Origin of the sequence: Vibrio sp. 10N.247.311.49, from assembly GCF_041467655.1 — a bacterium.
Lineage (GTDB): Bacteria > Pseudomonadota > Gammaproteobacteria > Enterobacterales > Vibrionaceae > Vibrio > Vibrio crassostreae_C.
In genome coordinates this window covers 294,972-320,053 of sequence record NZ_JBFSVA010000002.1, presented here as the reverse complement: position 1 = coordinate 320,053, position 25,082 = coordinate 294,972, and the positions used below count along the sequence as shown (strand labels likewise).

The following is a 25,082-nucleotide window of genomic DNA, read 5'->3' as shown; positions in this document are numbered from 1 at the left end:
TTGTCATCTGAGAGAACTAACCTTAATTTTGAACAGCGGCTCATAGGATTGAATTGAGCCATAGTTGATATCTAGGTCATACTTTGATGTAAATGGTACTAAAAACTCTATATATTTTGTGATTTGTATCATTGAACTGGGCATCAAACACCGTTAGATTCGAATGGTTGGCAATAAAAATAGCTCATGAAGAGCAGTTAAAGAAAAGGAAATATCCCTTATGAAAAAAATGAGAAGAGCACAGCTTCATCGCGTTCGTATCCAATACTGGAAAGACACGTCAAAAGAAGCATCAAAGAAATAAGCTTTAATCGTAGAGCTTTAAAAGCTGAAAAGCTTAATCAAATGTAAAACGCAACAAACTGATTTCATTAGCACTCTCAAGGACCTTCATCTGGTCGGCGACTAAAGAAATCATCCCCCAAAGAGCTGACAGGCATTAACAACAATGCATTCAATGTCAGCTCATTAATACCTCCTCTAAGTTTATCTTCGTTTGTTAAACCTGTTACCCCAAACTAAAGCTTGTTCCTTGTTCCTTGTTCCTTGTTATCGCATCCCTGTACTCGTTAACGTCTTGATAATAAAAAAGCTCCCGATTTCTCAGAAGCTTTGATTTAGATTTTGATATCTGATGTGACTGCCCGATAAAGGCTCGTGCTTAGGATAGACTCTAACGTTGGAACAGCGTCTTTAAGCTCACATCGTCCGTTCTATTTAGCTTTAGGCTCAGTAGATAGCCACCAACACCGATCAGTGCGTAAATACCTAAAGATAAAATCGGCGCTTCTGCAATCGCACTTAATGGGTTGCTTGCTATGAGTACATTCATTGGTAATGACGCGATGAGAGATAGGAAGTCATTGATGCCATAGAACCCAAACACTGCGACAGAGAGGAACTTAATCGCATAGCTTGAGATGAAAATGACAAGCAATGGAGAGTTTACCAGCTGCGAAATCGCTAGAGTGACGGTTGCCAGTGGCAATAAAACCAGTGCAACTAACATCATTCGTCCAAAAAACACGACCCAGTTGCTCAGCACATAAAACAGAGATTGCTGCTCAACCAATAGCGCCAGTTGTTGTTCACTTGAGACGTTCAATATCCAGAATAGAAAATCTGCGAACAGTACTAACAATGCACAGATAGCCGGAATAACCACTAAACCGAAGCCGAGTTTCACGCCGTGAGTCATTGCGTTAGATACCGGCATACTTCTCCAAAACATCGAACTGCCTTCTTGGCGCTCTTTACGCAGCGTTTTAGGGATATATAGCGTCGACAGGATCAGTGAAATAAGGCCCGCGCCAAAGTAGATCACTGAGTTGAGATCTTGTGCGAACTCTCTGTGGATGTCGCTCACGTCACCGTTCACTTGCATTTCAAAGAAAAACTCATGTTGTGCTGCGCCATTAAAGAACAGACCAACGAACAGTAAGAAACCACATAACGCGACAAACAGAGGCAATCGAGTGTTAACTTTGTGCTCGATGAGTTCTTTTTCTAGCATGTAAAAACTTGGATGCATTATGCCTTCTCCGTCTGTGTTGCAAGGAATAGATCTGCGAGACCAACGTTATAGATGTTACCCTGTGATTCAACCTGCGCTTTGTATTGACCTTCCAATAACCACTTAGTCGTTCCTAGCCCTGATTGTGAGGTCAGTGGGTTGAGTTTCTGAATCTCGCTTGAATGGTTGTTTGCGACTTCAATAATGAAATAGTCGCTCTCGATGTCTTCCATGCTTTTTTGCAGTACACAATGACCTTGCTTCAAAATCAGTACATCCGTTAATAGGTGTTCAATTTCTGAAACCTCATGGCTTGCAATGATCATGGCGCGTTCGCCGTCGTGGAACCATTCTAGTAGGTGGCGATAAAAAGTATCGCGATACAGCAAATCTAAGCCCAGTGTAGGCTCATCTAAGATCAACACTTGAGTGTCAGTCGCGATGATGATCGCAAGGTGAAGTTGTACTTTCATCCCTTTAGAAAGCTGCTTGATAGTAGAAGACAACTTAATATTGGTGCTGCTTAACGTCTGTTCTGCTTTTTGCTTGTTGAAGCTAGGGTGCACACCTTGTGTGTATCGAAGCAGTTGTTTAACCGTCATCCACTCTGGTAACACGTTAACATCTGAGATGTACGACAAGTGCTGCATGAGCTCTGCGTGCTGGTGGATAGGGTGGTAGCCGTTTACTTCAATCTCACCTTGATAGTTGTGTCCACCAAGCAGTGATTTGATCAGAGTCGATTTACCCGCGCCATTGTGGCCAAGCAGACCAAGTACTTGCCCTGGTTTTAACTCAAAGCTGATGTTTTCGACACCCACTTGATTTGAATAGGTTTTGGTTACGTTTTTCACGGAAAGTAACGTACTCATGACTTGTCCTTTATATGTTGTGCTAGCTGTTTCACGAGTTCTTCGACACTCATATCAATGATGCCTAGCGTCTCAGCGATGGCTGGGATCTGTGTGTTGATGAATGATTGGTGTGCAGACTCTTTCAATTTTTGAAGTGCCCCTTCGGCCACATACATGCCTTGGCCGCGTTTTTTCTCTACCAAGCCTTCATCCACCAGTAACTGGTAGCTTTTCATGACAGTAAGGTGGTTGATCTTGAGATCGGCGGCAACCGCACGCACAGAGGGCAATGCTTGTAGCTCTAGCCAAACACCCTGAAGAATTTGGTCACTGATCTTGGCGGCAAGCTGCCTAAAGATCGGCTGGTCGTCTTTCCATTCGGTCATAATTAAAACTGCATGGTGATATACATGTGTATAACACTAACCTATTTATTCGAGTTGGCAAGGATTTTATGAAAGTGCATCGGGTATTTTTATGTTTAGATAAAGCACGTTTGGTGGGGAGGGCACTTGAAGCCTACATCCTTGTGGGCTTTCAAGCAGCGGTATGAGCGATGATTATTTGAATAGGGAATGGTTGCTGATCAAGATTTCTATTAGGCTGGGCCTATTGCTCCTTTGAGTCATTAGGCCGGCTATATAGGTAACCTTGATGTAAGTTGTAGCCTAACTGACACAAGATATATTGCTGCCTACGCGTCTCGACACCTTCATAAATCATTGTGATATTTGATAGGCGTCCAATCTCCGAGATATTGAGCAATACACCCTGATGATGCTCTCCTGACTCGATATCCTTAACAAAGCAACGATCCAGTTTTAGATAGGCCGGAGAGATAACATTGATGATTTCGATGTTGTTATTGCCCGTACCAAAGTCATCCAGAGCGATAGTGATACCAAGCTTTTTGATATCCTTAATGTTATCGATAACCTCACACCCATAGCCAATGTTCGAATATTCAGTAATCTCTACGACAAACTCATTCGCTTCCATCGCGGCTAAATGCTCTCTGAGCCTTGCGAAGTTCGACCCTACCAAAGCACTCGGACACACGTTGACACCATAGATCTCATGGCTGTTGTTTAACTTCGCTTTTCTGACTGTCTCGATGAGTAAAATAGTATGAAAGGTGAGTAAATTGGTGCGTCTCATGGTGTTGATGAAGCTTAAAACGCCAACGTTACGCACACGAGATAACAACTCGTAGTAGAGAACGCAGTTGTCTTCGGTGTTGATGATCGGCTCTTCTTCAAAGGAGATGTGTTTCCAACGAAACAGGTAGATCACGAAACCCAGAATATAGGAGCGATAAAGCAGGGTGGCGAGTATCAGAGAAAGCGCAATCCATAGTGCAACAATGTCGTCACTGTAGAAGGTGATGGTTGCACCCGTTGGTAGGGAGGTTTGATAGATAGATTTACTCTCTTCGCCAAGGTTTAAGATGTGGTAACCATTCTTCTAGATGGAAATCGAATCGACTAATAGAGGCAATAGTGAGTTCTTGTATCGAGCTTCGATAGATCGTTTAGATATTCGAGCAACCATCTCAATGTCGTGCTCGGTATCCATGAAGCGTGAATAGGCAAAGTCAGCACTATCGTAGAAGTCGTCTAATTGATTGAGCTCTATCATCTTAGAACGTGTTTTAGAGATATAGCAGGAGTCATAAGGTGTGGTCATGACGACAGAATCAAGGTTGAGCGAGTGCCTTAGCGAGTGCACAGCCCCGTGGCTATCGCAACCGTAGTCCATGACTTCTGCGGCAATGTGTTTGGTGTTCTCACTGTATTCATTCGCAATCTTCGTCGTATAAAGGATTTGGGAAAAGTAGACAACGAATAGGAAAAAGGAAGAGATGGTGAACACGGCTATCAGAGCCTTAATCAGCTCTCGATGATAGGTGTTGAACATCAGTTTCAACATCTCGAACTGGCTGGGCTTGAACTGGTTGATGTCGTACTTAGGTGCGATACGGTTGGTTGAGCTTTTATCGAGATCGATAAAGTAACCTACCTTATAAAGGTTAGAGATAAGTTCGCTATTATTATCTACCTTCGCTTTCTTACATAAGCTTCGATATTTCTTTCTTATAGAAGCAATAATATTTTTTAACGCGTATAAGCTAAACTCTTCGTCAAAGTGTAATTTAAAAGATTCTTCAACATCTCGTGCAGATTGAGGGTTTGATATTGACGAGTGTTCAATAAGGTATTTGAAAACAAAACTCTCTTTACTATTAAGAGTTTCCTCTGATATCTTATTACTGTCTCTTTTTATGTATATTTTTTCTTCATTGTAGATTAGTTGCAAGCTCTCATTATTGTTATTTATATTGAAAGAACAGTGCATAGCTTAACTCCTAAGCGATAGTTATTATATTTGTGTGATGGATATGTGATGGCTGGGATTTTCATTCAACACAAGAGTTCGATCTAAATAATATAACCAAAATGTCACCATTTTATCTCAAGATGTTGATACTAATCGCAGAATTTGGGCTTTAATGAAAGGTTATGGAGATGTTCACCCAAAAGTTGAATTTATAAATGAAAGCCAATGATTTACAAGGGGTAAGGGGGATTTATCCATTTGTTTTGGTATTTATCCATTTCACAGCTTCTACGCGGTAGGTTTAGCGACTGGATTTAGAGGTTTCTAATGTAGCTTCTGATGGTATTCATTCGGTTTATCGATGTGTGAGATTTATCAGAATTTTTCATGATAAAATTAAATTATGTCATTTTATGTGATATTAATATAATTTATGTGGCGTATTGTTTTGGTGATTTAATTAAAGTAATCAATGATAGAATTAATTATATTTGTTGAATGATTGACTTTAATTTATTCTGTTACGAAATTTAAATAATTAAACTTTAAGGTGGGATATTTAAAATAGGGAAAGGATGATTTTTATCATGATGTGTTGATTAAAGAATTTTAATGGAATTATTATTGACATATGTATCAAATATGTGTCTATGTAAATATTAATCGGCTAGTGATGAAAGTAAGATTGAATGAGGTTGGTGTTATACCATGAGCACTGCCTAAAGTATAAGCAGCAACAAGTTAGATCAATTAGTGTTATTTTTGAGCAAATGTTAGCGTAACCACATGATATTCAAAGATCTGTTGCGGTGGCTTTGTGTTAACTATGGAAGCGTGCAATCGTTGAGTATTTAACATGCACCATCAAGCACCACGATCTGTGGTTCTTTTTCTGGCTGATAAAGCACTTGACAAAAGTCTCCTTCTGGCGAATAGGTGTAGTTTTCGGTGTCGAAAGAGATGGCGGCTACTCTTTCTGCATTGCTGCCAGAGTCTACTTCTTTGTTGATGACATGAAGCTCTGTTGCGTCGATATTGAGCAGTCTTCTTAGTGAGTCAACATAGGCGATTGGGTAACCATGACAAACGTAGTAGGTCTCAATCTCCGTCTTTTCAACATAGTTGCACTCATCCTCAACGCCAGCAATCGCTGACTTCGCGTAGATCATATCGATACCCGTGCGAAGGTTACCAGCCACATCATGTATTTTACTCGTCCGAGCACTTCCTTGAACGTTTAAGAACTTGACCATAGCTGTCGCCGAAACGATCGCTAAAATTAATACAGAGATGATGAGTTCTAAAAGAGTGAAGCCGTTTTGTCTGTTCATGGTTACCGATTATTTGCTCTGCTAAAGGGACGGAATGAGGGTAATCTAAATACCCAAGTCATTACAGTTAGTGGGTATAATGGTTTGGTGTTTTATTGTGTGAATTTCTAAGTAATTTTCTTTATAAACAATAGCTTAATTATTTCCTCTTACTGTTAAACGCTATGTAAGCATACGTAAGCGTACACACCCACAGCAGCCGATTGTTTAGGAAGCATTCAAACGACTTAATTTATTGATAAATAAGTCTTTAATTGTAGGATTGTCGACCATTCAAAAACTGACTTTCGACTTCATTTGAGGGAATTGGTTTACTAAATAAAAATCCCTGAAGATACTGGTATCCACAATCGATTAAGAACGCTTTTTGCGTTTCGGTTTCGACACCTTCAGCAACCACTTTTAGCCCCAATTTTTCACAGATAGCATGGGTGGCTTGGACAATCGCTTTGCTCCCTTTGTGTGAACCGTGGACGAAGCTTTTATCGAGTTTCACGGTGCTAATCGGTAAGTCATGCAACATCGACAGTGACGAGTAGCCTGTGCCAAAGTCATCAAGGTGAAGCTCTACGCCCAATTTAGAAATATCGCTTAACGCTTGCCTGACTTCACCATGCTTGAAGATCATGGAAGATTCAGTGATCTCAAGGGCGATGCTTTGAGGTTGGATATTGTAGAAGTTCAACATTGCTAATAGCTGCTCGGCAAAGGTCGCGTGCATCTGAATACTCGAAATATTGATACTCATCATCAACTCACTATCAAACTCACGTTGCCATATCGATAGCTGTTTGAGTGCAGAGTTCAGAACCCATTTCCCGAGCGGTACAATCTGCCCGCTCCTCCGCTAAGCTAATAAACTCATCAGGGCCTATGTTACCTAGCTCTTTGTCTGACCATCGAAGCAAGGCTTCAAACCCTTTCACCTTGTCGCTGTTGGTGTTCATGATCGGTTGATAGTGAAGGTTGAGATCGTCGTTTTCTATGGCGCGTGCCAGTCGATGGCGGATCTCTACTTTGCGATGCAGGGTTTGTGCTAAGTCTGGGGTAAACGTTTGGAAGCGGTTTCGACCATTCGCTTTTGCAAGATGCATCGCCATACCCGCTTGCTTTAGCAATGTTTCTTGGTCAACCGCGTTATCAGGGAAATGCGCGGTACCTATGCTGCAACCGACAGATAAACTGCCGATGCCTCTGATATGGAAACTTCGGTTTAAGGCATCAATGATGCGAGAGCAAAGTAGTGGGATATTTTGATTTCGGCAGGTGTGGGCAATCACAATGAATTCGTCGCCACCAAATCGCCCTATCATGCATTTCTCATCAACCAACTGTTTAAGGCGTTCACCAACCTGTTTGAGTCGTTGATCTCCGACAGTGTGCCCATAAGTGTCATTAACTAATTTGAAGCCATCAAGGTCGACAAACATCAATTCAAACGGTGAGCGATAGGCAATGCTGGTTTCTAGAAGGTTGCTGATCCCACGGCGATTATAAAGCTCCGTTAAACAGTCGTGTTCTGCGTTGTATCTGGCTTTTATCAGCTTCTCTTTTTGCTTTGTTGTACAGGTTAGGTTTAGCAGCAGTTCGCTTTTATCAAAGAGCCACTTTCCTTGCACATCAAAATGGTGTGCTCTGAAGGAGGAAACCTTGATAAACCAAGGCGCACCGTTGTTGGTTCTCTATTCTGTAAACGTGCATGTACAAAAGTGATTACTATGTTTTGCGTACGGTAAAGTTAAGGCTCTGATTCCAATATTGATGATCTATGACCAGTATATATACTGCCTTCGCTTTTAATAAATACTGGTGATAGGAATGTCGAAAACCAAAGTGCTCATTGTTGAAGATGACCAAGAGATAGCTCGTCTAACGACGCTTTACCTCGAAGCTGAAGGTTACAATGTTAGCGTTGTTCATGAAGGGAACTTGGCACTTGAAGCGATCCGTAGTATTGAACCTGATTTAGTGCTGTTGGACTTGATGCTTCCAGGGATGAGCGGCGCGCAAATTTGCCGTCAAGCCCGTGAGTTTTACAATGGAATGATTTTAGTGCTAACGGCTTCCGCCGATGAAATGAGCGAGGTCAGCTTGTTTAAATTTGGTGCGGACGATTACGTTGCCAAACCGATTCGTGGCCATGCCTTGTTAGCGCGAATTGAAGCGTTATTGCGTCGAGCGACTCCCGTAAAAACTGCGCAAGAAACTACGGCTGAAAAACAGTGCGATATTGTAATCAACAGCTCTGCTCAAAGTGCCACGCTCTACGGCCAAAACCTCAAGCTTACTTCTGCTGAATTTGAAATCTTAAACCTTCTCGTTAATAACATCTGTCAGGTCGTGACTCGAGACCAGTGCTGTCAGTTATTTAGAGGGATAGATTACGCGTTCAACGACCGCTCGATTGATATGCGCGTGTCTGGGTTACGCCGAAAGCTGCGCATTCACGCAAAAGACAAACAGTTGATTCGTACGGTTCGCAACAAGGGGTACATGCTGGTTGCGTAAGTTCATTGCTACGAAGCTTCGCTCGGTTTCGATGTTTGCTCGCTTATACCTTGGGATTGTGACTGGTATGTCGGCAACGATATTTTTGTTCTTGAACCTTGGTGAGGGGTACATGCGACGCACCGAGATCGAAACCTTCCTCAATGATGGCATCTACTTTGCGGAGCAGTATGTTCGTCAACACAATCAAGAAAACTCACTCTATAAAGAGCTCGATAGAACAGGCTACCAACAATTTTATATATTCAATTTACGCCTGTTGGAGAATTGGTCGGGCGAGGCGCCTTGCCAACAATGTGAGTTATACACAACCTTAAACGGTGTGCCGATATATCTAAGTGATGACAACCTCTATTCGACCGTGTTTCAGCTACCAAACTCTAAATTCAGTTTTGGGTTCAGTGAGGTAGGGGACTTTTTCTCTCCTGACATTGAATGGTACGAAGACTCAGAACGACACTTTTTGTTAGGGCTGTTGTTGGCTGTGATTGTGGCGATTGGAGCAAGTGTTTACTTACCTGTGAGGCGTTTTCAAGAAAGAATAGAGTTGCTCGTCGAGAAGCAGAAACAGTTTGGTAAGGGCAAGCTTAGTACTCGATCTGACATGGACGACATCCATCCTGTTTCTGATTTGGCCAGCAGTTTTAACTTCATGGCTGAAGAGATCGAAAGCAAAGTAAAACAAAGTCATATTTTCGCTCAAGCTATCCCACACGAAGTACGAACTCCGCTAAGTCGTATTCAACTGGCGACCGATATCCTAAGAAGGGGAGCCCCCGATAATCATCAGGTTCTTTTCGATGACATTGATACCTACATTGAGGATATCAACGAGCTCACGTCAGAAATCATCATGCTGTCGAAGTTGAATGTCATGGATAACTCTTTCTTTGAGCTCGTTAAAGTGACCTCCGATCTTCGTGAGTATTGCCTAGACCGAATTCGTTACTCGAAACTAGACAATGCCACCTTTGAATCTAAGGTACAGCTAGAGTGCAAGATTAAGTGTGATTGCTCAATGGCACGCTTGGTGTTCGATAACGTTCTCAAGAATGCGGGTAATTACACACAAGACAAAGTGTGGATGACGCTGGATGAGAACTCAGAAAACTGGCTGGTGGTGATTGAAGACAATGGTTCTGGAATACCAGAGAATAGGCGTGATGAGGTATTCCTTCCGTTCTCTCGACTAGACTCAAGCAGAACGTCGACCAACGGTGGATTGGGGTTGGGCCTCGCGATTGCTCTATCGGCGGCTAAAAAACTTTCTTGGGATATCAAAATCGACGACAGCAACCATGGTGGTGCCAAGTTCAGTATCGTGATTCCTAAGATCGCATAAACTGTAGCTTTAAGAACTCTTCAGGCTCGTCAAATAACAAAGCCACGGACTAATACCGTGGCTTTTTCATATTCCGATTTACAAGCTAGTGACTTCTTAGTACTACTGCTTAGAGCTTAGAGCTTAGAGCTTAGAGCTTAGAGCTTAGAGCGATGAAGGCCATAAATAGCGTGGTCAATGATGCGACCATTCAAGTTTTCGTTACGCGTGATGATACCTTCTAACGTGAAATGTAAGCGCTCACAAACCTTGCGGCTGCTTTGGTTACCGGTTGCGGCTGATATCTCTACCTTTTCCATATCTAACTCATTGAAAGCAACATCAATCAGCTTCTGGACAACGCGCGTCACAATCCCCTTTCCTTGGTATGTCTCAGATAACCAATAACCTATGGTCACCTTTTGCTTATCATGATCAATGGTATTGAAACTGCAGTTACCGACGACCTTGTCTTGATACACGATTGCACAAGTCATGCTTTTCCCTTCGGCATAATCGTGTAGCGAGCGTTGGATGAAGATCCTAAAGTCTTGCTCGGTTTTACAATGTGGCGGCCACACGAGCCATTGACTTAGGTACTCATTCTGGCTTTGTGAGATTTCCGCGTAGTGAGAAGCGAAGCTCTCTTCAACCAATGCGATGGAGAGTTCGTTGTCGATAACCGTTTTAAACATGTCTTTCCTTTTCTTATGGCTGCTTATTTAAGCGAATCTTAGTCGGCAGGCTATAATGTCGCATGATTTTTAATATGCAACCATTTGTAGCACGGATTTTTCGTGATACGTTGGTTCTATCACGAAACTCATTAAACCTTACAATAGTTGTGTATATAATCATTAGCTATGCATTAGTATTAGCGGCCTAAATATATAAAAAATATAAAAATGCTAGGCTTAAATAATGAATCAACATTGCCAGGACGTGACCGTGGACTTAAGGAAGGCTCTATTCGGTATTGCTAAGGCGCTTGATAACGTCGGTTTCGAAAGTAAAAATCATGGACAGAGAGTGGGCTATATCGCGTATCGATGTGCTCTGAGTGTGGGGTGGGAAGAAGAGCAAGCGCAGCTCGCGTTTTCGTTAGGCTTGATTCACGACTGTGGTGTCTCGCAAATTGATGAACAGCTCAGTTTAACGTCTGGGTTTGTACCTGACTCAAGCTATCACCATTGTCAAAAGGGCTACCAAATCTTAAAAGAGTGCCCAGTTCTTTCTATATTTGCTAAGCCGGTTCTTTATCACCATACTCCGTGGTCTGAGCTAAGGGCTATTCATATCAGCGAGTTAGAAAGAGAACTAGCTGCCATCGTGATGCTTGCCGATAGAGTCGATTATCTATACGGCATAACCTCTTCTGATCGTTATGGAAACCTAACACCAGATGGCAAAGCGAGCATCATTGAACGTTTGACTGAACAAGCGGATGAGATGTTCGAAACCAACCTTGTGCAACACATGTGCGAGTTGGTTGATTTGGATGACTTCTGGTTTTCTATGGAGATTCCATACATCGAGAACATGAGGGATAACTTTGAACCTGTGCCATTTTTCTCCCAGCAAATTTCGCTGGATGAGACGGTGGCCTTTGCCGAGTTTATCGCCAATGTTGTTGATACCAAAAGTTCGTTTACCTTTAAGCACTCTTTAAAGGTTGGGCAGCTTTCAGAATACCTCGCCAAACAGCTGGGTTATTCCTACACCACTCAGCGCAAACTCTATCTGGCTGGGTTAGTCCATGATATCGGTAAACTGCAAACCCCTAATGACATTCTGCATAAGCCGGATTTACTCACTGAAGAAGAGTATTGCTGTATTAAACGCCATGCAACGGACACTCGATTCGCATTGCAGGAGTTGTTCAGTTCACCTCAGGTTTGTCAGTGGGCATCTAATCACCATGAAAGGTTAGATGGTTCGGGTTACCCAATGGGAAAAACGGCGGAAGAGTTGGATCAACCCAGTCGAATTGTTGCTGTGGTGGATGTGTTTCAAGCGCTAACTCAGTCTCGACCTTATCGTGGAGGCATGACGTTAGAAGAGACTCTCGCTATTTTGAGGGACCACGTTGATAACTTTAAGTTGGATCGAGAAGTGTTTGAGTGCCTTAATAAACACGCGCAATATTGCTTTGAATTATCGACAGACAAACGAATGTACGCGTTTTAACGCCACTGAATGCTTTCGAGGTGTGACGCCTAAACTCATACTCGGTCGAAATGACTAAACACCAGAAACAGAAAAGCGATAGCCGAGGCTATCGCTTTTTTTAATGGGGGCTTATCAGGATTTTTAGATCGAGATTAGTATCGCTTTAAGATCTCGATGATCGCTTGCTCAGTTTCCGCTGCGATGATGGCATCAATGTCATTATCATTTTGGAACAACTCTGATAGCGCCATAATCGTGTGGATGTGGCTGTCTGAGTCCATTGCCGCCAGAGTAATTGAAAGATAAACGTCACCGTTGTCTTCCGACTCTAAATCAACACCCTTCTTGAATACTGTCACTTGCAGTGATGCTTCGTTCACACCATCCTCAGGACGAGCATGAGGCATCGCAATTTTTGGTGCTAGAACATAGTACGCGCCGATGTCCTTGTGCTTTTGCTTGATAGCTTGAACATAATCTGTTCATTTCATAACGTTCCGTTACAAACCCTTGTTATTGACTGATGACTCAATAAATTTAACCCGATGTGTGAGCGAATTTATATAAATAACAATTATGTAAAATATTGATTTTATGAATGTTTACTCATTAAGTCGATTTTTGTTAGAACAGCCTATTCAAAACAATAAGATAGGTAAATCTATGAAAAAACTCGTCAGTTTACTGCTCGCTGCAGTATCGTTAGGGCTTTCTGGTTGTGCAACGGTATTAACAGCAGAACAAAGTGCGCCTCAACTCAATGAAGTTCCACAGGAAAAAGCGTTGACCGTCGCTGTAATCGATAAGAGACCATACGTTCTCGATCATGATAAAGAGCCAAAATTTGAGGGAATTATTCGCAGTTCGTTAGGTATTCCTTATACCTACAACACGGCGACACAGCAGCCAATGTCTCAATTTTTGACTGACAGATTGGTCGCAGGCTTGAAAAAACAGCAAGTAGCTGTTGAGTCGGTTGAGACGACGCCTGAAGAGGATATCACCAAGGTTGCTGAGCAGATGAAAGCATTCGACAACAAATCGATGATGTTTGTCTTGAATGAGTGGAAGTATGACTTCCACGCATTTACGGATAACTCTTGGTACAACGTTAATGTGATTATCTATGATGAAGCTGGTAATAAGCTACTCAGCAAAAATTTCCAAGGCGAGAATGATGTACCTGATGGTGGTGCAATCATCAATGAGATGCAACTGATCTACAAACAGCGTTTTGAAGAGATATTCCGAGATGCTGAAGTGAAAAGTGCCCTGCTAAACTAGTTATTCCCACTTTGATCTCATATTTTGAAAAAGCCACACTCTGTGGCTTTTTGTTTTAATGATGGTTTTTTTTGCATTATTTCTTGCTGGGAAAATGAATTATTGCGAGAAGTAGTTCGATTTGTACGCTTTATGACCGCGCGATCGTTTGCGTTAAAAAATGTGATGAAAGTCTCACTTAACTGTTTATACTTCTCTTCCGGTTTTAAGCCGGTGCTTAGCCAATACAAGCCGTCACATGGATATGTGAATGACCCCACGGACCGGACCAGCTACGTTCCACTGCTTGTATAAGGTGATTTTTTACATGAACAACTCGTTGTTACATTCGCTAACCCTGTTAGCTCCTTCATCGCGTAGCGTTTTGCTTGCGGTTCTTTGTCCTGTTCCTTTGATGTCATTTGCTTGGCTCATGTTCACTCTTTAAGGATTACTAGGACACATTATGAATATTCTATTTGGTTTTGTCGGTGTTCTTGCACTGATTGCTTGCGCGTACCTGTTATCTGAAAGTCGTTCTTCAATTAACTGGAAAACGGTCTCTCGTGCACTATTACTTCAAATCGGTTTTGCAGCCTTAGTATTGTATTTCCCTTGGGGACAACTGGCGTTAACAAGCCTAAGCAATGGCGTTTCGAGTTTGCTTGGTTTTGCAGACGTTGGTATCGCATTCCTTTTCGGTGACCTTGCTACTGAAGGCTTCATTTTCGCGGTTCGCGTACTTCCAATCATTATTTTCTTCAGTGCTTTGATCTCTGCGCTCTATTATTTAGGCGTTATGCAGAAAGTGATTCAAATCTTGGGCGGAGCGGTGCAAAAACTGCTGGGTACAAGTAAAGCTGAATCTCTGGTTGCTACAGGTAATATCTTCCTTTCTCAGGGTGAGTCTCCTCTTCTTATTCGTCCCTTTTTAAAGTCTATGACTCGTTCGGAACTGTTTGCTGTAATGGCAGGTGGTATGGCGTCGGTAGCGGGTAGTGTACTTGGTGGTTATGCTGGCCTTGGTGTTGAGCTTAAATACCTTATCGCTGCAAGCTTTATGGCGGCTCCGGGCAGTCTGTTAATGGCGAAGATCATTGTTCCTGAGCGCAGCACACCAAGTGATTACGACCACATTGAGCTAGATAAAGCTGACCAAAGCAACGTGATTGATGCATTGGCAAGCGGCGCGATGAACGGTATGAAGGTTGCGGTAGCGGTTGGTACTATGTTGGTTGCATTCGTGAGTGTGATTGCGATGGTCAACACTGGCCTAGAAAGCCTAGGTGAAACGTTCGGTTTTGCGGGTATTACGCTACAAGCTATCTTTGGTTACCTGTTCTCGCCTCTTGCATGGCTGATCGGTATCCCAAGTGACGAAGTATTGATGGCGGGTTCTTACATCGGTCAGAAGATCGTTATGAACGAGTTTGTTGCTTTCATCGACTTCGTTGAGAACAAAGCTCTGTTATCTGAACACAGCCAAGTGATCGTGACTTTTGCTCTATGTGGCTTTGCTAACATTGGTTCTATCGCGATTCAGTTAGGTTCAATCGGTGTTATGGCACCAGAGCGCCGTGCTGAAGTTGCAAACTTAGGTTTGAAAGCTGTAGCTGCTGGTACGCTAGCAAACCTAATGAGTGCATGCTTAGCGGGTATTTTCATCCTGCTTTAAGCTATATTCAGTTAAAGCGGACACTTTACTTACGGAGTTAACGTAAGGAGGGTGTCCGCTTTTTTGTGCCTGTTAATCAGGCGAAATCAGGTTTTGGCCGTCGACTGTGATTTGTCTATCGTGAGTAAAAGCTCACTCGGAAGAGTAATAGAGCCAGTTCCTTTTATCCGATATACTTGAATATCATCAGGTTGCGATTAATAACATTCGGCTTCGATTAAGAACATTCGATTTCGATTGAGAATATTCGGTTCCGACTAAGCATATCCGCTTTCGATTAGGAACAATGGCAACCAAGCTAAATTAATCAAGGGTCTCTCCATGAACATTCGCGTTCTCATCGGTCTTATTGTTACCTTCATTGGCTTGTTTGCGATGGTTTACCTAATTGCTGGCGGCGCTCAGTTTCCTATCTACCAGTGGCCAAAAGAGGCTTATCTCGGTTTGGTGTTCAGCGTGGTGTGGGGGGCTGGTGTCGCAGCGTCTGTAGCGTATTTCTTCTCGGCATTGGTGTTTGTTACTGTCGCCGTGGTTTGCTATGCGATCGGTTATAAAATCGGTGGGCTCTTTTCTTCAAGTTCTAAAGCTTAATCTTATCAAGGTGTGCTGATGTTCATTGAAGTAGGGCTGATTTGAATGCACTGGCTCGATCGTTGGAAGGTGTATCGCTATCATCGGAAACAAACTAACCGCTCGAATGGCGACAAGGCTAAAGCTTTAGGTTGGACTAGCGAAGAGAGTCAATTGTGTCGCTTTGAAGTAATCGCTCGTGCGGCGGACTTCGAAAAGAAGAGTGTTTTAGATTTGGGTTGCGGCTATGGCGAGCTGTTTGAACTGCTCGACAGCATCTATCGTATTCAATCTTATACCGGCGTTGACCAACACGCAGGCTTTCTTAAGAAGGCGAAGCAAAACTACACAGAAGATCGTTGTCAGTTTTTGGCGGGTGATATGAGCAAAATGAACCTTGAGGCGCACGACATTGTCATCGCTAGTGGTTCACTGAACTACATCTCTCGTGATTCTGATTATCTGACAAACATGATTACTCGCATGTATGAACTGGCGAATCAGACGGTGATTTTTAATCTTCTCAACTCAAGCCAGTATCCTTCGCGTAATACCTTGATGAGTTATCACCCTCAAGGTGTCTATCGTTTCTGTAAAACGCTCTGCGATGATGTCTCTTTAACGGAGGGCTACGCAGAAGGGGATTTTACGATAGTGATGAACAAAGCCGTGTCAGGAGCTTGATGTCGTCTTTGTTTTTATCTTTACGCAGGTTTTGATATTAACAACTTTTGATACGAGTACTGACGTAGTAAACAGCAAAAAGCCGCAGCCTTGAAAGGTATGCGGCTTTTTGGGTTCTATGACCAACCTAGGCTAGGTATGCTGCTAGTTCTTCGGTGGTTGGTTTTTAATAAGTCCGTAAGGGATGTCAGTAAATACCTTAGGGTTGCCTTCATAGGTCGGCGCTTCATTCACTTGCTGCCAATCGAGTAGCATGATTGCTAGCACATTGCGGTGTTCACCGTACTCAAGATCAAAATCACCAGTGATAGAAGGGATCATGCCTTGTTTCTCATCGATAGAAGCTTGAATCGCGAGTCGAGTTTTCTCTAGAACTGGGTCATCTTCTAAACCTGCCAGTAAGAAGGTCAATCCAACCTCAGCAATCACATCTTCTTTCGCACGCAACAGAATCGTATCGATGTTTTCTCTGAAGTAATCGTAGATCCATTGATGATCTTGCTCGCTCACTTGATGCTGATAGTACTCGGAATCGCCAAAGATGACGTGTGTCATGCCGTAGAGTTTGTTGCCAAATTGCTGACTTGAAAGCTTCTTATCTTCATCGTCTGGGTACGCTTTTTTGAAGGTTTCGACAAACTCATCAACGACATCTTGTTCACCCAGTTGGCGCAGCCAGTAGACTTGATTGGCGAGTTGAGCCGCCCACGCTTTCACCATGTCTTCATTGGTCACGTATCGTGAGAAGTCATAGCGACGAATGATTTCGCGTAGCTTGGCATCGTTCTTGTGTTCTAAACCGTATTCGTTAGCACGAGCCATAGAGCCTAGAAGGTCAACACCAAGGTAAAGGTATTCAGGCATGTGCTTGGTGATGTTGTAGCGTCGAATACTGCGCTCATCGTTATCACCAATATAAGATGCAACTCGCTTCTCTGAGTAGAGTGCGATTTGTTCCATGGTTTGAACGTCATTCGACAGGGTGCTGAGCTTGCTTGCCACTCGAGCCATGTCGCTCCACACCGCCGCTGAATACTTATCGTCTAATGTTTGACGATACATGCGCAGCCCGTAGTGACCTTCTTTGAATGCAGGCAGGGTGTAAAGCTGGCTTTCGTAGGTGGTGCGAATTAGGTCTGCAGATTGCTTGAAAGATTGTTCTTGAGAATTGAGCAAATCTGCTTGGGATTGAACGTTCACTGCGGTTGGCGCTTGAACGTTTTCTTGTGCGTGAACGGCAACCGAGGCTGATAGCAATGTACACAGTGTGATAGTTTTTAACTTCATGTCGTGAGGTACCAAGCTGATTATTAGTCTATGTAAAATAACATTGATGAATCCTTTAATGTAAGCGTTGAGTCAATACAATGTAAGCTTTATAAGGTTCACTAACCCTTTTTGATTAAACCATTCGTTTAGTAAAGAAGTTTGAAGTGATGGATCACTCAATATTTGATAGATAGTCGACGTCAGTATGGATTTTTAATGACTTAGCGGCATACTGGGGCAATAAGCCAGAAATGAGCCGTTATAAGGCAGTATATAGAACAATAGTGTTAGAGGTTCGTAAATGCCAAGTGGTTCTAGCAAGCAGTGGTCTGCCAGAGTAGTATCTTTTCTTTTTTTCCTTGCGATAGTAAGCGCAATTGAGTTCTTTCATGCCAAGCAATTAACTTTTCTTAAAAACGAATCGTATTCAGAGGCAAAAAAGCAACTATCCATTATTCGTTCTCGGATTGAAGCCGCGATCGTGTCAGATATGTATATCCTCAATAATTTCTCGACCTTAGTGACCATCAACCCCGATGGTGAGGTGAAAAATTGGGATAAGATTGCTGAGAATATCATTCAAGATGGCTTCCATATTCGACTTATCGGACTCGCCAAAGACGACATTCTAAACTTTGTTTACCCGATGGAAGGTAATGAGCAGATTCTCGGTATTAATTATCGTGATCACCCAAATCAATGGGAGTCTGTTGAGATAGCCCGTAATCTTGGCAACACCTTTATTGCCGGTCCTTTTGAGCTGTTTCAAGGTGGACAAGCCCTCATTGCACGCACTCCGATCTTCCGAGACCCGCCTTTCAATCAAGATTATTGGGGTGTCTCCAGTGCTGTTATCGGTTTAGATGAGCTGTTTGAAGATGTTGGAATCGGCAAGATAGAGAACAAGTATGAATTAGCAATTCGTGGTGCAAACAGTTCAGGGAAAGATGGCGCTGTCTTTTATGGCACTCAGGATGTGTTCGATAATGCGTTCGCCACTGAACAGGTGAGTTTCCCATACGGGGGTTGGTACCTTGCTCTCTCCGGTAACGAACATGTATTGATGGATGAGCCTTGGTATCGAATCCAAGCGGTAAGGCTGGTAGGCTACTCCATTATATTAGTGTTGGCGTTTGCCTTCTTTACTATTTATCGTCTGTACCGGATTGCAGATAGCCGCTCTATGCATGATGAGCTAACGATGTTACCGAATCGTCGATACTTCATGTATAGCCTCAAACAGGCCTTCAAAACCACTCAAAAACAGAGAGCGAGAACCTTTGCCGTTGTAAATATCGACCTCGATGGGTTTAAAGCAATCAACGACACTTATGGTCACGCGGCAGGCGATCAGGTATTGATTGAGTGTGCTAACCGCATAAGAAGTGAGCTGCGTGTTTCAGATATCGTTGCAAGGATAGGCGGTGATGAGTTCTTGGTCTTGTTGCCACGCATCATCGATGATCAACACGTATCTTCAATCGTGACTAAACTACGAAAGGCGATATGCTCGGCGCCAGTTGTGTACGAAGCGCACTCTATTTATCTCAGAATCAGTGTGGGTTGGGTTATTCACAATAGTAACTACAATGATGTCGATGCGCTCTTGAAAGCCGCTGATGAAAAAATGTACGAACAGAAGCGACAAGTTATCTAGGTTGAATTTTAGCTGCGATTAGAATTTAGTTGCTGAATGGGGGGAAAAGCCTCAGAATACCGCGCTTTGCTCCGTATCAATGTATTTGATGAGCAAAAGCTGAAGCAACGCACTTTTTAACGTGTTGCTCATACTAAATGTTATTCAACTGAGAAAATAATCTATGAGTTTTACCTCCCTTGGCCTTTCTGAACCGATCCTTAAAGCTATTGAAGCACAAGGTTACGATAAGCCATCACCAATACAAGAGAAAGCCGTGCCAGCTGTCCTAACGGGCAAAGATGTTATGGCCGCTGCTCAAACAGGTACAGGTAAAACTGCAGGCTTCACGCTACCTATTCTTGAAATGTTATCGAAAGGTACTCGCGTACGTCAGAACCAAGTTCGTGCGCTCGTGCTAACGCCAACTCGTGAGCTTGCTGCGCAAGTGAATGGCAGCGTAGTGAAGTACGGTATTAACTTACCGCTGACTTCGACGGTAGTGTTTGGTGGTGTGAAGATTAACCCTCAGATGCAAAAACTGCGTAAAGGTAGTGACGTGTTGGTGGCAACACCTGGTCGTCTACTTGACCTATACAACCAAAATGCAGTGCGTTTTGACCAACTAGAAATCCTAGTGCTAGATGAAGCGGACCGCATGCTAGACATGGGTTTCATCCGCGATATTCGTAAGATCTTAGCTTTCTTGCCTAAGAAGCGTCAGAACCTACTGTTCTCAGCGACGTTCTCTGATGATATCCGCAGCTTAGCGAAAGGCTTAGTGAACAATCCTGTTGAGATTTCAGTAAGCCCTGCAAACTCGACGGCAAAAACGGTTGAGCAAAGCATCTACCCAGTAGACAAAAAGAAAAAGAGCGCAATGCTAGCGAAGCTAATCAAAGATAACGATTGGCAACAAGTGTTGGTGTTCAGCAAGACGAAACACGGTGCGAACAAGCTTGCTCGCTTCCTTGAAGAGCAAGACATCACTGCTGCACCTATCCATGGTAACAAGAGCCAAGGTGCACGTACTAAAGCCTTAGAGAACTTCAAAACAGGTAAGGTACGAGTACTTGTTGCAACTGATATCGCCGCTCGTGGTATCGATATCCCGCAACTGCCTCAAGTAGTTAACTTCGATCTTCCTCATGTATCAGAAGACTATGTACACCGTATCGGTCGTACTGGCCGTGCAGGTGAAGTAGGTAAAGCGATTTCATTGGTTTGTGCTGATGAAGTGGGTGAGCTGTTCGGTATTGAACGCCTGATTCAACAAGTGCTAGAGCGTCGTGAACTGGAAGGTTTCTCTCCAGTAAATAAGTTACCTGAGTCTCGCTTGGATTCACGTCCAATCAAGCCTAAGAAACCGAAGAAAGCAAAACAGCCACGTGAACATGCTGATGGTCAACGCTCTGGTGATAACGCTCGCGGGCACAAGCCAGCAGGTAAGAACAAGCGTCATGTAGCTGGTAATGGTTCGGCTCCAAAGCGTAAGCCGACATCTGGTAAGAAACCTGCTGAAAACAACTCAGCTGCGACAACTGAAGATAAATCAGTAAGAAACAACGGCAGCAACTTTAAACGCGGTAGTGCGGGCAATAAACCTGCTGCAAATAACGCAGGTGCTCAGAACACTCTGAGCAAACCAAGCGGTGCGGGTAAATCTAACGGTACTGGTAAGCCAAACAACGCGGGTAAACCTGCAGGCAAACCTAAGAAGTCTGGTTACGGCGGTAGCTACGGCCCAAGCAAGTCGTCAAATAAGCCGACAAACAACAAACCTTCGACAAACAAACCGTCTCGAAGCCGTTCTAAGCCAGCTCCTCAGAAGTAATCTTTTCTGAGATATTGAAAGAGCAACGAACATGAGTCGCTTTATAAAAAGGCGTCTCGTGGGTTAAGTTCTTTCTGTCATTGAAATCGAATAAGCGCGAATATTGAATCTCAATGTTCGCGTTTTTTTATGGGCGCTGTTTGGGGTATTGTTGATGTTGAGTAGCCGTTTATGTTGAGTAACCTAGGGGAGGTTTATTGCTGTTTAAAGTGATTGAATCTAAGGGAAATATGACATTTTTGGGAAGGGTAATGAATCTTTAATTATTCATTAATAATAACATAATCACTAGCGTTTTTGTTGAATTTTGCAATTTGCAATTCCAGTTTGCAAAACAAACAAGGATATCCGGCCGATACGTGTCCAGATGCGTAGTAAATACGTGTTTTAAAAGTTGGCACGCATGCTGCATTAGTAATGGTGACCCTTCTTAAGCCGAGGGTCACCTAGCCAACTGACGTTGTTAGTGAACCTTTTTTGTTCACACAAAATATATGACCAATCACCCTTATTGTGATTGGTTTTTTTTTGCCTGAAATTTAGGTTCTATTTTTTGTTATTACTTTTTTACTCACCACACTTAGAGTAACAGCTTGGTTGGCGTGGGCATTCTCCACCTCTGGAGCAGATAAGCCTCGCCTCTGTCTCAATCCCACGTTCAATCCAATTTATATTTAGAATCTTGGCTATTGTCGTGAGATCTTTTTTGATGTTACGCGGAATTGCCACAGAGCCACCATTGTTAACGCATGACGCTTTAAGCTGCTCTGCTATGTCTCTTGAATTACCGCCTTGAGCATCAATTGCAGGGTTGAGATCTATACCAGCACACAACACACGATTGTTACCCGCAGGATCAGTCATATTGATGGATTCACAGCAGTAGATTCTTGGCTCATCACCCACGTTCAAAATGGAGATTTGAGCCGAGCTTCCCGCTCGAGGTTCTGATAATCGACGGAACACAGCCCAATGTTGACATGGGTCAGCGACCGTTCTCATATTTCCCCAAGGTAGCGGAATCCCGTTCCCGCGATATACCGCCTTGAGTTTCCCCGGCCCATAAGCATCAAAGTAGTGCCAGTGAGGGTAGGGCGATACTACAGTCATTCGACGCATCGCAACAGAGGGGGAAACCCCTGCTCTTTTGTGAACGTCGATTTCGTAACCAGTGCGGTCAAGTAGCTGCCTAAACGGGACTTTCGGGCACAAAAGTGCGCCAGCAAAGAAGCTGGATTCAAAGTCTCGCCATGCTTGAAGAATATCTTGGGAGTTGAGCTGTGAAGAGCCTGATACCTGGTTGTCGTCCCACGTGTTGTTGTTACCGACCGACAACACACTCTTTAGGCCTTCTTTGCTGTGCAGAATGCAATGACCGATATAAACCGAAAGGTCGTATTTCAGACGAGTTGGATACTCTTTAAGAATCTCGTTTAAGAAGATAGTACCGGGAGGCTCAAAGAAGGAGGTCACTAACTGCTTAGCGTTAATTCCGAGCTCATCGACGACGTCTTGCGGCGTGCGCGTCACCCAGCGGATGTTGATTCCTAGGCTTCTAGCGATGTCTATCAGGTCTTCTACGCTGAGGTTAAGACGTTTTAAGCCTACTTCTTCCGCAGCGCGCTCAAGGTCAGGGAAGTGGTTCTGGTTGCTCTCTTGGTGTGCTCGAATCAAGAGGTGCGCAAACTGGCGGCCTGAAATGCCCGTTTGTGACAGCATCTCAGGAATCGCAATTTGCAGGATGTCGTTTGAGAATAGGAAGCTCGGCTCGAGCGCCATGCCACTTATCCCACCACGATTCCCCTTATCAGGAGCAATGGCTTGTTGTTCAGATTCGTCGTCGAGGAACCACGTCGGATTCTTCTGAAAGACCTGTGCAATCACTTCCAGCATATCGATGCTCGGAACCCGCTTTCCACGTTCAATCATTGAAAGGTAAGAAACGGAAGGGGCACATTCTGGGTCGATTCTAATACAACGCGCAGACAGGTCTTCCATCGTTAAATGGTTACGTTTTCTTAGGTTACGTATCTTCGTACCTAGGAAATGTGACTGACGAACTAAACTTTTTGACAAGGGCATATTTGTAAAATTCACATTGTAAAATTTTTGTTGTGAAATTGTATGTAAAAAAGCGCTAATCTACAAACTAAGCAATTCACAAAATGACAAATAAATTAAACGTTAGTTTGGAATAATTGCTCTAGGACACATTTTTGCTGTAGAAATCGGTGGTTATCACCGGACTGGTCAAGAGGGAAAGACTATGAATATGCTTACATTCGATAAAACAGAAATCCAAAAACAATCAAAGCCATTTATCGCTGAAGCTGTCTTTGCCGTGGAGACAATCAGTGCTAATCAGCAAACTGAAAAGCAAGTGAAAGCAAAGCAGCTGCTTGATCGACTATTCCCACTAGAGAATGGCTCACACCAAGACGTAACCAGCTACGTAGTCGATTACCGTCATATTATGGCTTACTTTAAAGATGGTCAGCACAGTGGTCTGAAGCACCCTAAGCAGTTTGTCGCTTACATGGGTGAGAAGAACGACCCAGACTCTATCTTGTTCCGAGATGGCAGTGGCAGCCACCTAGAGGTGATGTTTGGTTGCCACAAAGGGACAGGTTGTATTGAGCTAGTAGAAATTGATGATATTCAGTTGGAATCATGCACCACGTTTGGCCAATCACCAATGGAAGCAACAACCACAATGCGTGAAGAGACCATTGCAGCGATGCGCCACTGGATCAGTTTGATTCAAGGTGACGCAAAGGGTAAACCAAAGGCATGCAGTGAAGATAAAGAGTTCAGAGCAAAGAGTGGTGAAGACTACTGCTTGAATTATTGCTTCCAGATCTAACGGTGAATCCTAGTTAGCTAAAGTAATTTATACAACTAAAGAAAAAAAGCCCCGAAGATAATGAACTTTGGGGCTTTCTAGTCTCAATACGAGCCGACTAATATGTCGATAAGAGCATTGTTGGTGTGTTTTACAAAGGCATGACTCGGTTACGGCCAAGTGATTTCGCTTCATAAAGTAGCTTATCAGCACGTTCAATCAGCGATTGAGCTGATTCGCCGGGTTCAAGTTCAGCGACACCAAACGATGCAGTGATACTGCCGACTTGTTGACCACTGCGGCGATCTTTAATCGACAGCTTTTCTAGAGAGCGACGATTGGTATCAGCGAGTTGACGAGCAATACGCAAAGACTTGTTAGGCACAATCAGCGCGAACTCTTCACCACCAAATCGATAGGCAGAAATACCTTCACGGCAACTTAACTTCAGCTTGCGAGCGATCGCTTTAAGCACCATATCGCCAAACAAGTGGCCATAGGTGTCGTTGAAATTTTTAAAGTGGTCGATATCGAGAAGAATCAGACACAAAGATTGTTGTGCTTCACACAGGGTTTCTATGTCACGGTCGAAAGAGCGACGGTTATAGAGTGTGGTTGTACTATCGAAAAGCGCATCTTTCTGAACTTCTACTAACTGGGTTTTTAGCTTGGTGATCTCTGAGGTTGCAGAGTTTAGCTGAGAGTTTAAAAACTGAGTAGAGTGACGAATATGACGGGATTCAGACACCAGCTGTCGAACTAAGGACATGACTTCATCAATAGATAGGCTTTCATTATCAACACGAGCCAAGTCCTCGAAGCTTTTATCGATCATGTCAGAAAAAGCGGAGGTGTCGGTCAGGGTGTCATTCATTGAATTGGAAACTTCAGAAACTAACAGTTCCAAATTAGCGCGAAGGTCATTGATATTGGTTTCGGATTTGCTGGCAACATAATTGTTGTATAGCTGCTCACCAACGGCAGGAGGACAAATACCGTAGTGTTCTAAAACACCATCCATGTCTTGAGTCAGCTGGGGAATAGCGTTATCGACATAGGTGTACCAAAGTGCGTAATTTGCAGGTGTCGTTGACACCCTGTTCTTCATCATAAGAGGCACCGCTTTTTTTAGATTTGCGGTGGATTTCTGAAATTCGTCTTTGTTCATTATTTTTACTGCAGATACCAAAACAACTAAGCCACTTGCGAACAAGGTTAGCGGATTTCGAAGGTCTTTGCTTTAAAAATTATATGATTAGTGGATGAGGGTTGGATA

Annotated in this window: 18 protein-coding genes and 3 pseudogenes; 10 read left to right on the top strand and 11 right to left on the bottom strand. The window is 43.3% G+C overall.

Going from position 1 to position 25,082, the window contains the following annotated elements:
• Positions 1 to 673: 673 nt before the first annotated feature.
• From AB6E54_RS04180 to AB6E54_RS04155, 6 genes and pseudogenes are all read right to left on the bottom strand, one after another.
• Positions 674 to 1,531: a hypothetical protein gene (locus AB6E54_RS04180; RefSeq protein WP_017083226.1), complete on the bottom strand. Its 858-nt coding sequence runs from the start codon at positions 1,529 to 1,531 to the stop codon at positions 674 to 676.
• Positions 1,531 to 2,385: an ABC transporter ATP-binding protein gene (locus AB6E54_RS04175; RefSeq protein WP_102331994.1), complete on the bottom strand. Its 855-nt coding sequence runs from the start codon at positions 2,383 to 2,385 to the stop codon at positions 1,531 to 1,533. The genes AB6E54_RS04180 and AB6E54_RS04175 overlap by 1 nt, the downstream gene beginning before the upstream one ends.
• Positions 2,382 to 2,753: a GntR family transcriptional regulator gene (locus tag AB6E54_RS04170; RefSeq protein WP_102331995.1), complete on the bottom strand. Its 372-nt coding sequence runs from the start codon at positions 2,751 to 2,753 to the stop codon at positions 2,382 to 2,384. Before AB6E54_RS04170 ends, AB6E54_RS04175 begins: the two co-directional genes overlap by 4 nt.
• A 223-nt stretch (positions 2,754 to 2,976) precedes the next feature.
• Positions 2,977 to 4,722: pseudogene (locus AB6E54_RS04165) on the bottom strand (EAL domain-containing protein).
• A gap of 833 nt (positions 4,723 to 5,555) precedes the next feature.
• Positions 5,556 to 6,035 (bottom strand): type II secretion system protein, encoded by a 480-nt coding sequence (locus tag AB6E54_RS04160; RefSeq protein ID WP_372107137.1) that lies wholly within the window; start codon positions 6,033 to 6,035, stop codon positions 5,556 to 5,558.
• Positions 6,036 to 6,285: 250 nt separating this feature from the next.
• Positions 6,286 to 7,672: pseudogene (locus tag AB6E54_RS04155) on the bottom strand (putative bifunctional diguanylate cyclase/phosphodiesterase); the annotation flags it as partial.
• 181 nt (positions 7,673 to 7,853) lie between these two features.
• On the opposite strand from AB6E54_RS04155, the gene AB6E54_RS04150 reads away from it, so the two are divergent.
• Positions 7,854 to 8,543, top strand: coding sequence for a response regulator transcription factor (locus AB6E54_RS04150; RefSeq protein WP_017060591.1), 690 nt, complete (start codon positions 7,854 to 7,856; stop codon positions 8,541 to 8,543).
• A complete protein-coding gene (locus AB6E54_RS04145) occupies positions 8,536 to 9,885 on the top strand; it encodes a sensor histidine kinase KdpD (RefSeq protein ID WP_017064877.1) in 1,350 nt (449 codons plus the stop codon). Before AB6E54_RS04150 ends, AB6E54_RS04145 begins: the two co-directional genes overlap by 8 nt.
• 137 nt (positions 9,886 to 10,022) lie before the next feature.
• On the opposite strand, the gene AB6E54_RS04140 is transcribed toward AB6E54_RS04145, so the two are convergent.
• On the bottom strand, positions 10,023 to 10,559 hold the full coding sequence (locus AB6E54_RS04140) for a GNAT family N-acetyltransferase (protein WP_017072204.1): 537 nt from the start codon (positions 10,557 to 10,559) through the stop codon (positions 10,023 to 10,025).
• A gap of 226 nt (positions 10,560 to 10,785) precedes the next feature.
• Here AB6E54_RS04140 and AB6E54_RS04135 point away from each other — a divergent pair, with 226 nt between their 5' ends.
• Entirely contained in the window at positions 10,786 to 12,051 is a 1,266-nt protein-coding gene (locus AB6E54_RS04135; protein ID WP_372107138.1) for an HD-GYP domain-containing protein, read from the top strand.
• A gap of 134 nt (positions 12,052 to 12,185) precedes the next feature.
• Here AB6E54_RS04135 and AB6E54_RS04130 read toward each other — a convergent pair.
• Positions 12,186 to 12,509 (bottom strand): annotated as a pseudogene (locus AB6E54_RS04130) (PTS sugar transporter subunit IIA); the annotation flags it as partial.
• A gap of 187 nt (positions 12,510 to 12,696) precedes the next feature.
• Between AB6E54_RS04130 and AB6E54_RS04125 the strand changes: the two are divergent.
• The 4 genes from AB6E54_RS04125 (at position 12,697) to AB6E54_RS04110 (ending at position 16,225) form a co-directional block, all read left to right on the top strand.
• Positions 12,697 to 13,317 (top strand): hypothetical protein, encoded by a 621-nt coding sequence (locus AB6E54_RS04125; RefSeq protein ID WP_017060596.1) that lies wholly within the window; start codon positions 12,697 to 12,699, stop codon positions 13,315 to 13,317.
• A gap of 445 nt (positions 13,318 to 13,762) precedes the next feature.
• The gene (locus AB6E54_RS04120; RefSeq protein ID WP_017060598.1) at positions 13,763 to 14,971 is read left to right on the top strand and encodes a NupC/NupG family nucleoside CNT transporter; all 1,209 of its coding nucleotides are present in this window, start codon (positions 13,763 to 13,765) and stop codon (positions 14,969 to 14,971) included.
• A 321-nt stretch (positions 14,972 to 15,292) separates the two neighbouring features.
• A complete protein-coding gene (locus AB6E54_RS04115) occupies positions 15,293 to 15,562 on the top strand; it encodes a hypothetical protein (protein ID WP_017064869.1) in 270 nt (89 codons plus the stop codon).
• Between the two features lie 45 nt (positions 15,563 to 15,607).
• Entirely contained in the window at positions 15,608 to 16,225 is a 618-nt protein-coding gene (locus AB6E54_RS04110) for a class I SAM-dependent methyltransferase (protein ID WP_017064868.1), read from the top strand.
• Positions 16,226 to 16,369: 144 nt separating this feature from the next.
• On the opposite strand, the gene AB6E54_RS04105 is transcribed toward AB6E54_RS04110, so the two are convergent.
• Positions 16,370 to 17,512, bottom strand: a complete 1,143-nt coding sequence (locus AB6E54_RS04105; RefSeq protein ID WP_372107140.1) for a DUF3541 domain-containing protein — start codon at positions 17,510 to 17,512, stop codon at positions 16,370 to 16,372.
• Between the two features lie 283 nt (positions 17,513 to 17,795).
• On the opposite strand from AB6E54_RS04105, the gene AB6E54_RS04100 reads away from it, so the two are divergent.
• Entirely contained in the window at positions 17,796 to 19,151 is a 1,356-nt protein-coding gene (locus AB6E54_RS04100) for a diguanylate cyclase (RefSeq protein WP_102398618.1), read from the top strand.
• 163 nt (positions 19,152 to 19,314) lie between these two features.
• Complete coding sequence (locus AB6E54_RS04095) at positions 19,315 to 20,964, top strand: DEAD/DEAH box helicase (RefSeq protein ID WP_372107142.1); 1,650 nt, start codon at positions 19,315 to 19,317, stop codon at positions 20,962 to 20,964.
• Between the two features lie 567 nt (positions 20,965 to 21,531).
• Here the strand turns inward: AB6E54_RS04095 and AB6E54_RS04090 are convergent.
• Positions 21,532 to 23,061, bottom strand: a complete 1,530-nt coding sequence (locus AB6E54_RS04090) for a DUF3612 domain-containing protein (RefSeq protein WP_372107143.1) — start codon at positions 23,059 to 23,061, stop codon at positions 21,532 to 21,534.
• A gap of 169 nt (positions 23,062 to 23,230) precedes the next feature.
• On the opposite strand from AB6E54_RS04090, the gene AB6E54_RS04085 reads away from it, so the two are divergent.
• Positions 23,231 to 23,827, top strand: coding sequence for a malate synthase (locus tag AB6E54_RS04085; protein WP_048608941.1), 597 nt, complete (start codon positions 23,231 to 23,233; stop codon positions 23,825 to 23,827).
• Positions 23,828 to 23,957: 130 nt separating this feature from the next.
• On the opposite strand, the gene AB6E54_RS04080 is transcribed toward AB6E54_RS04085, so the two are convergent.
• Positions 23,958 to 24,974, bottom strand: a complete 1,017-nt coding sequence (locus tag AB6E54_RS04080) for a GGDEF domain-containing protein (protein ID WP_017060611.1) — start codon at positions 24,972 to 24,974, stop codon at positions 23,958 to 23,960.
• Positions 24,975 to 25,082: the final 108 nt, after the last annotated feature.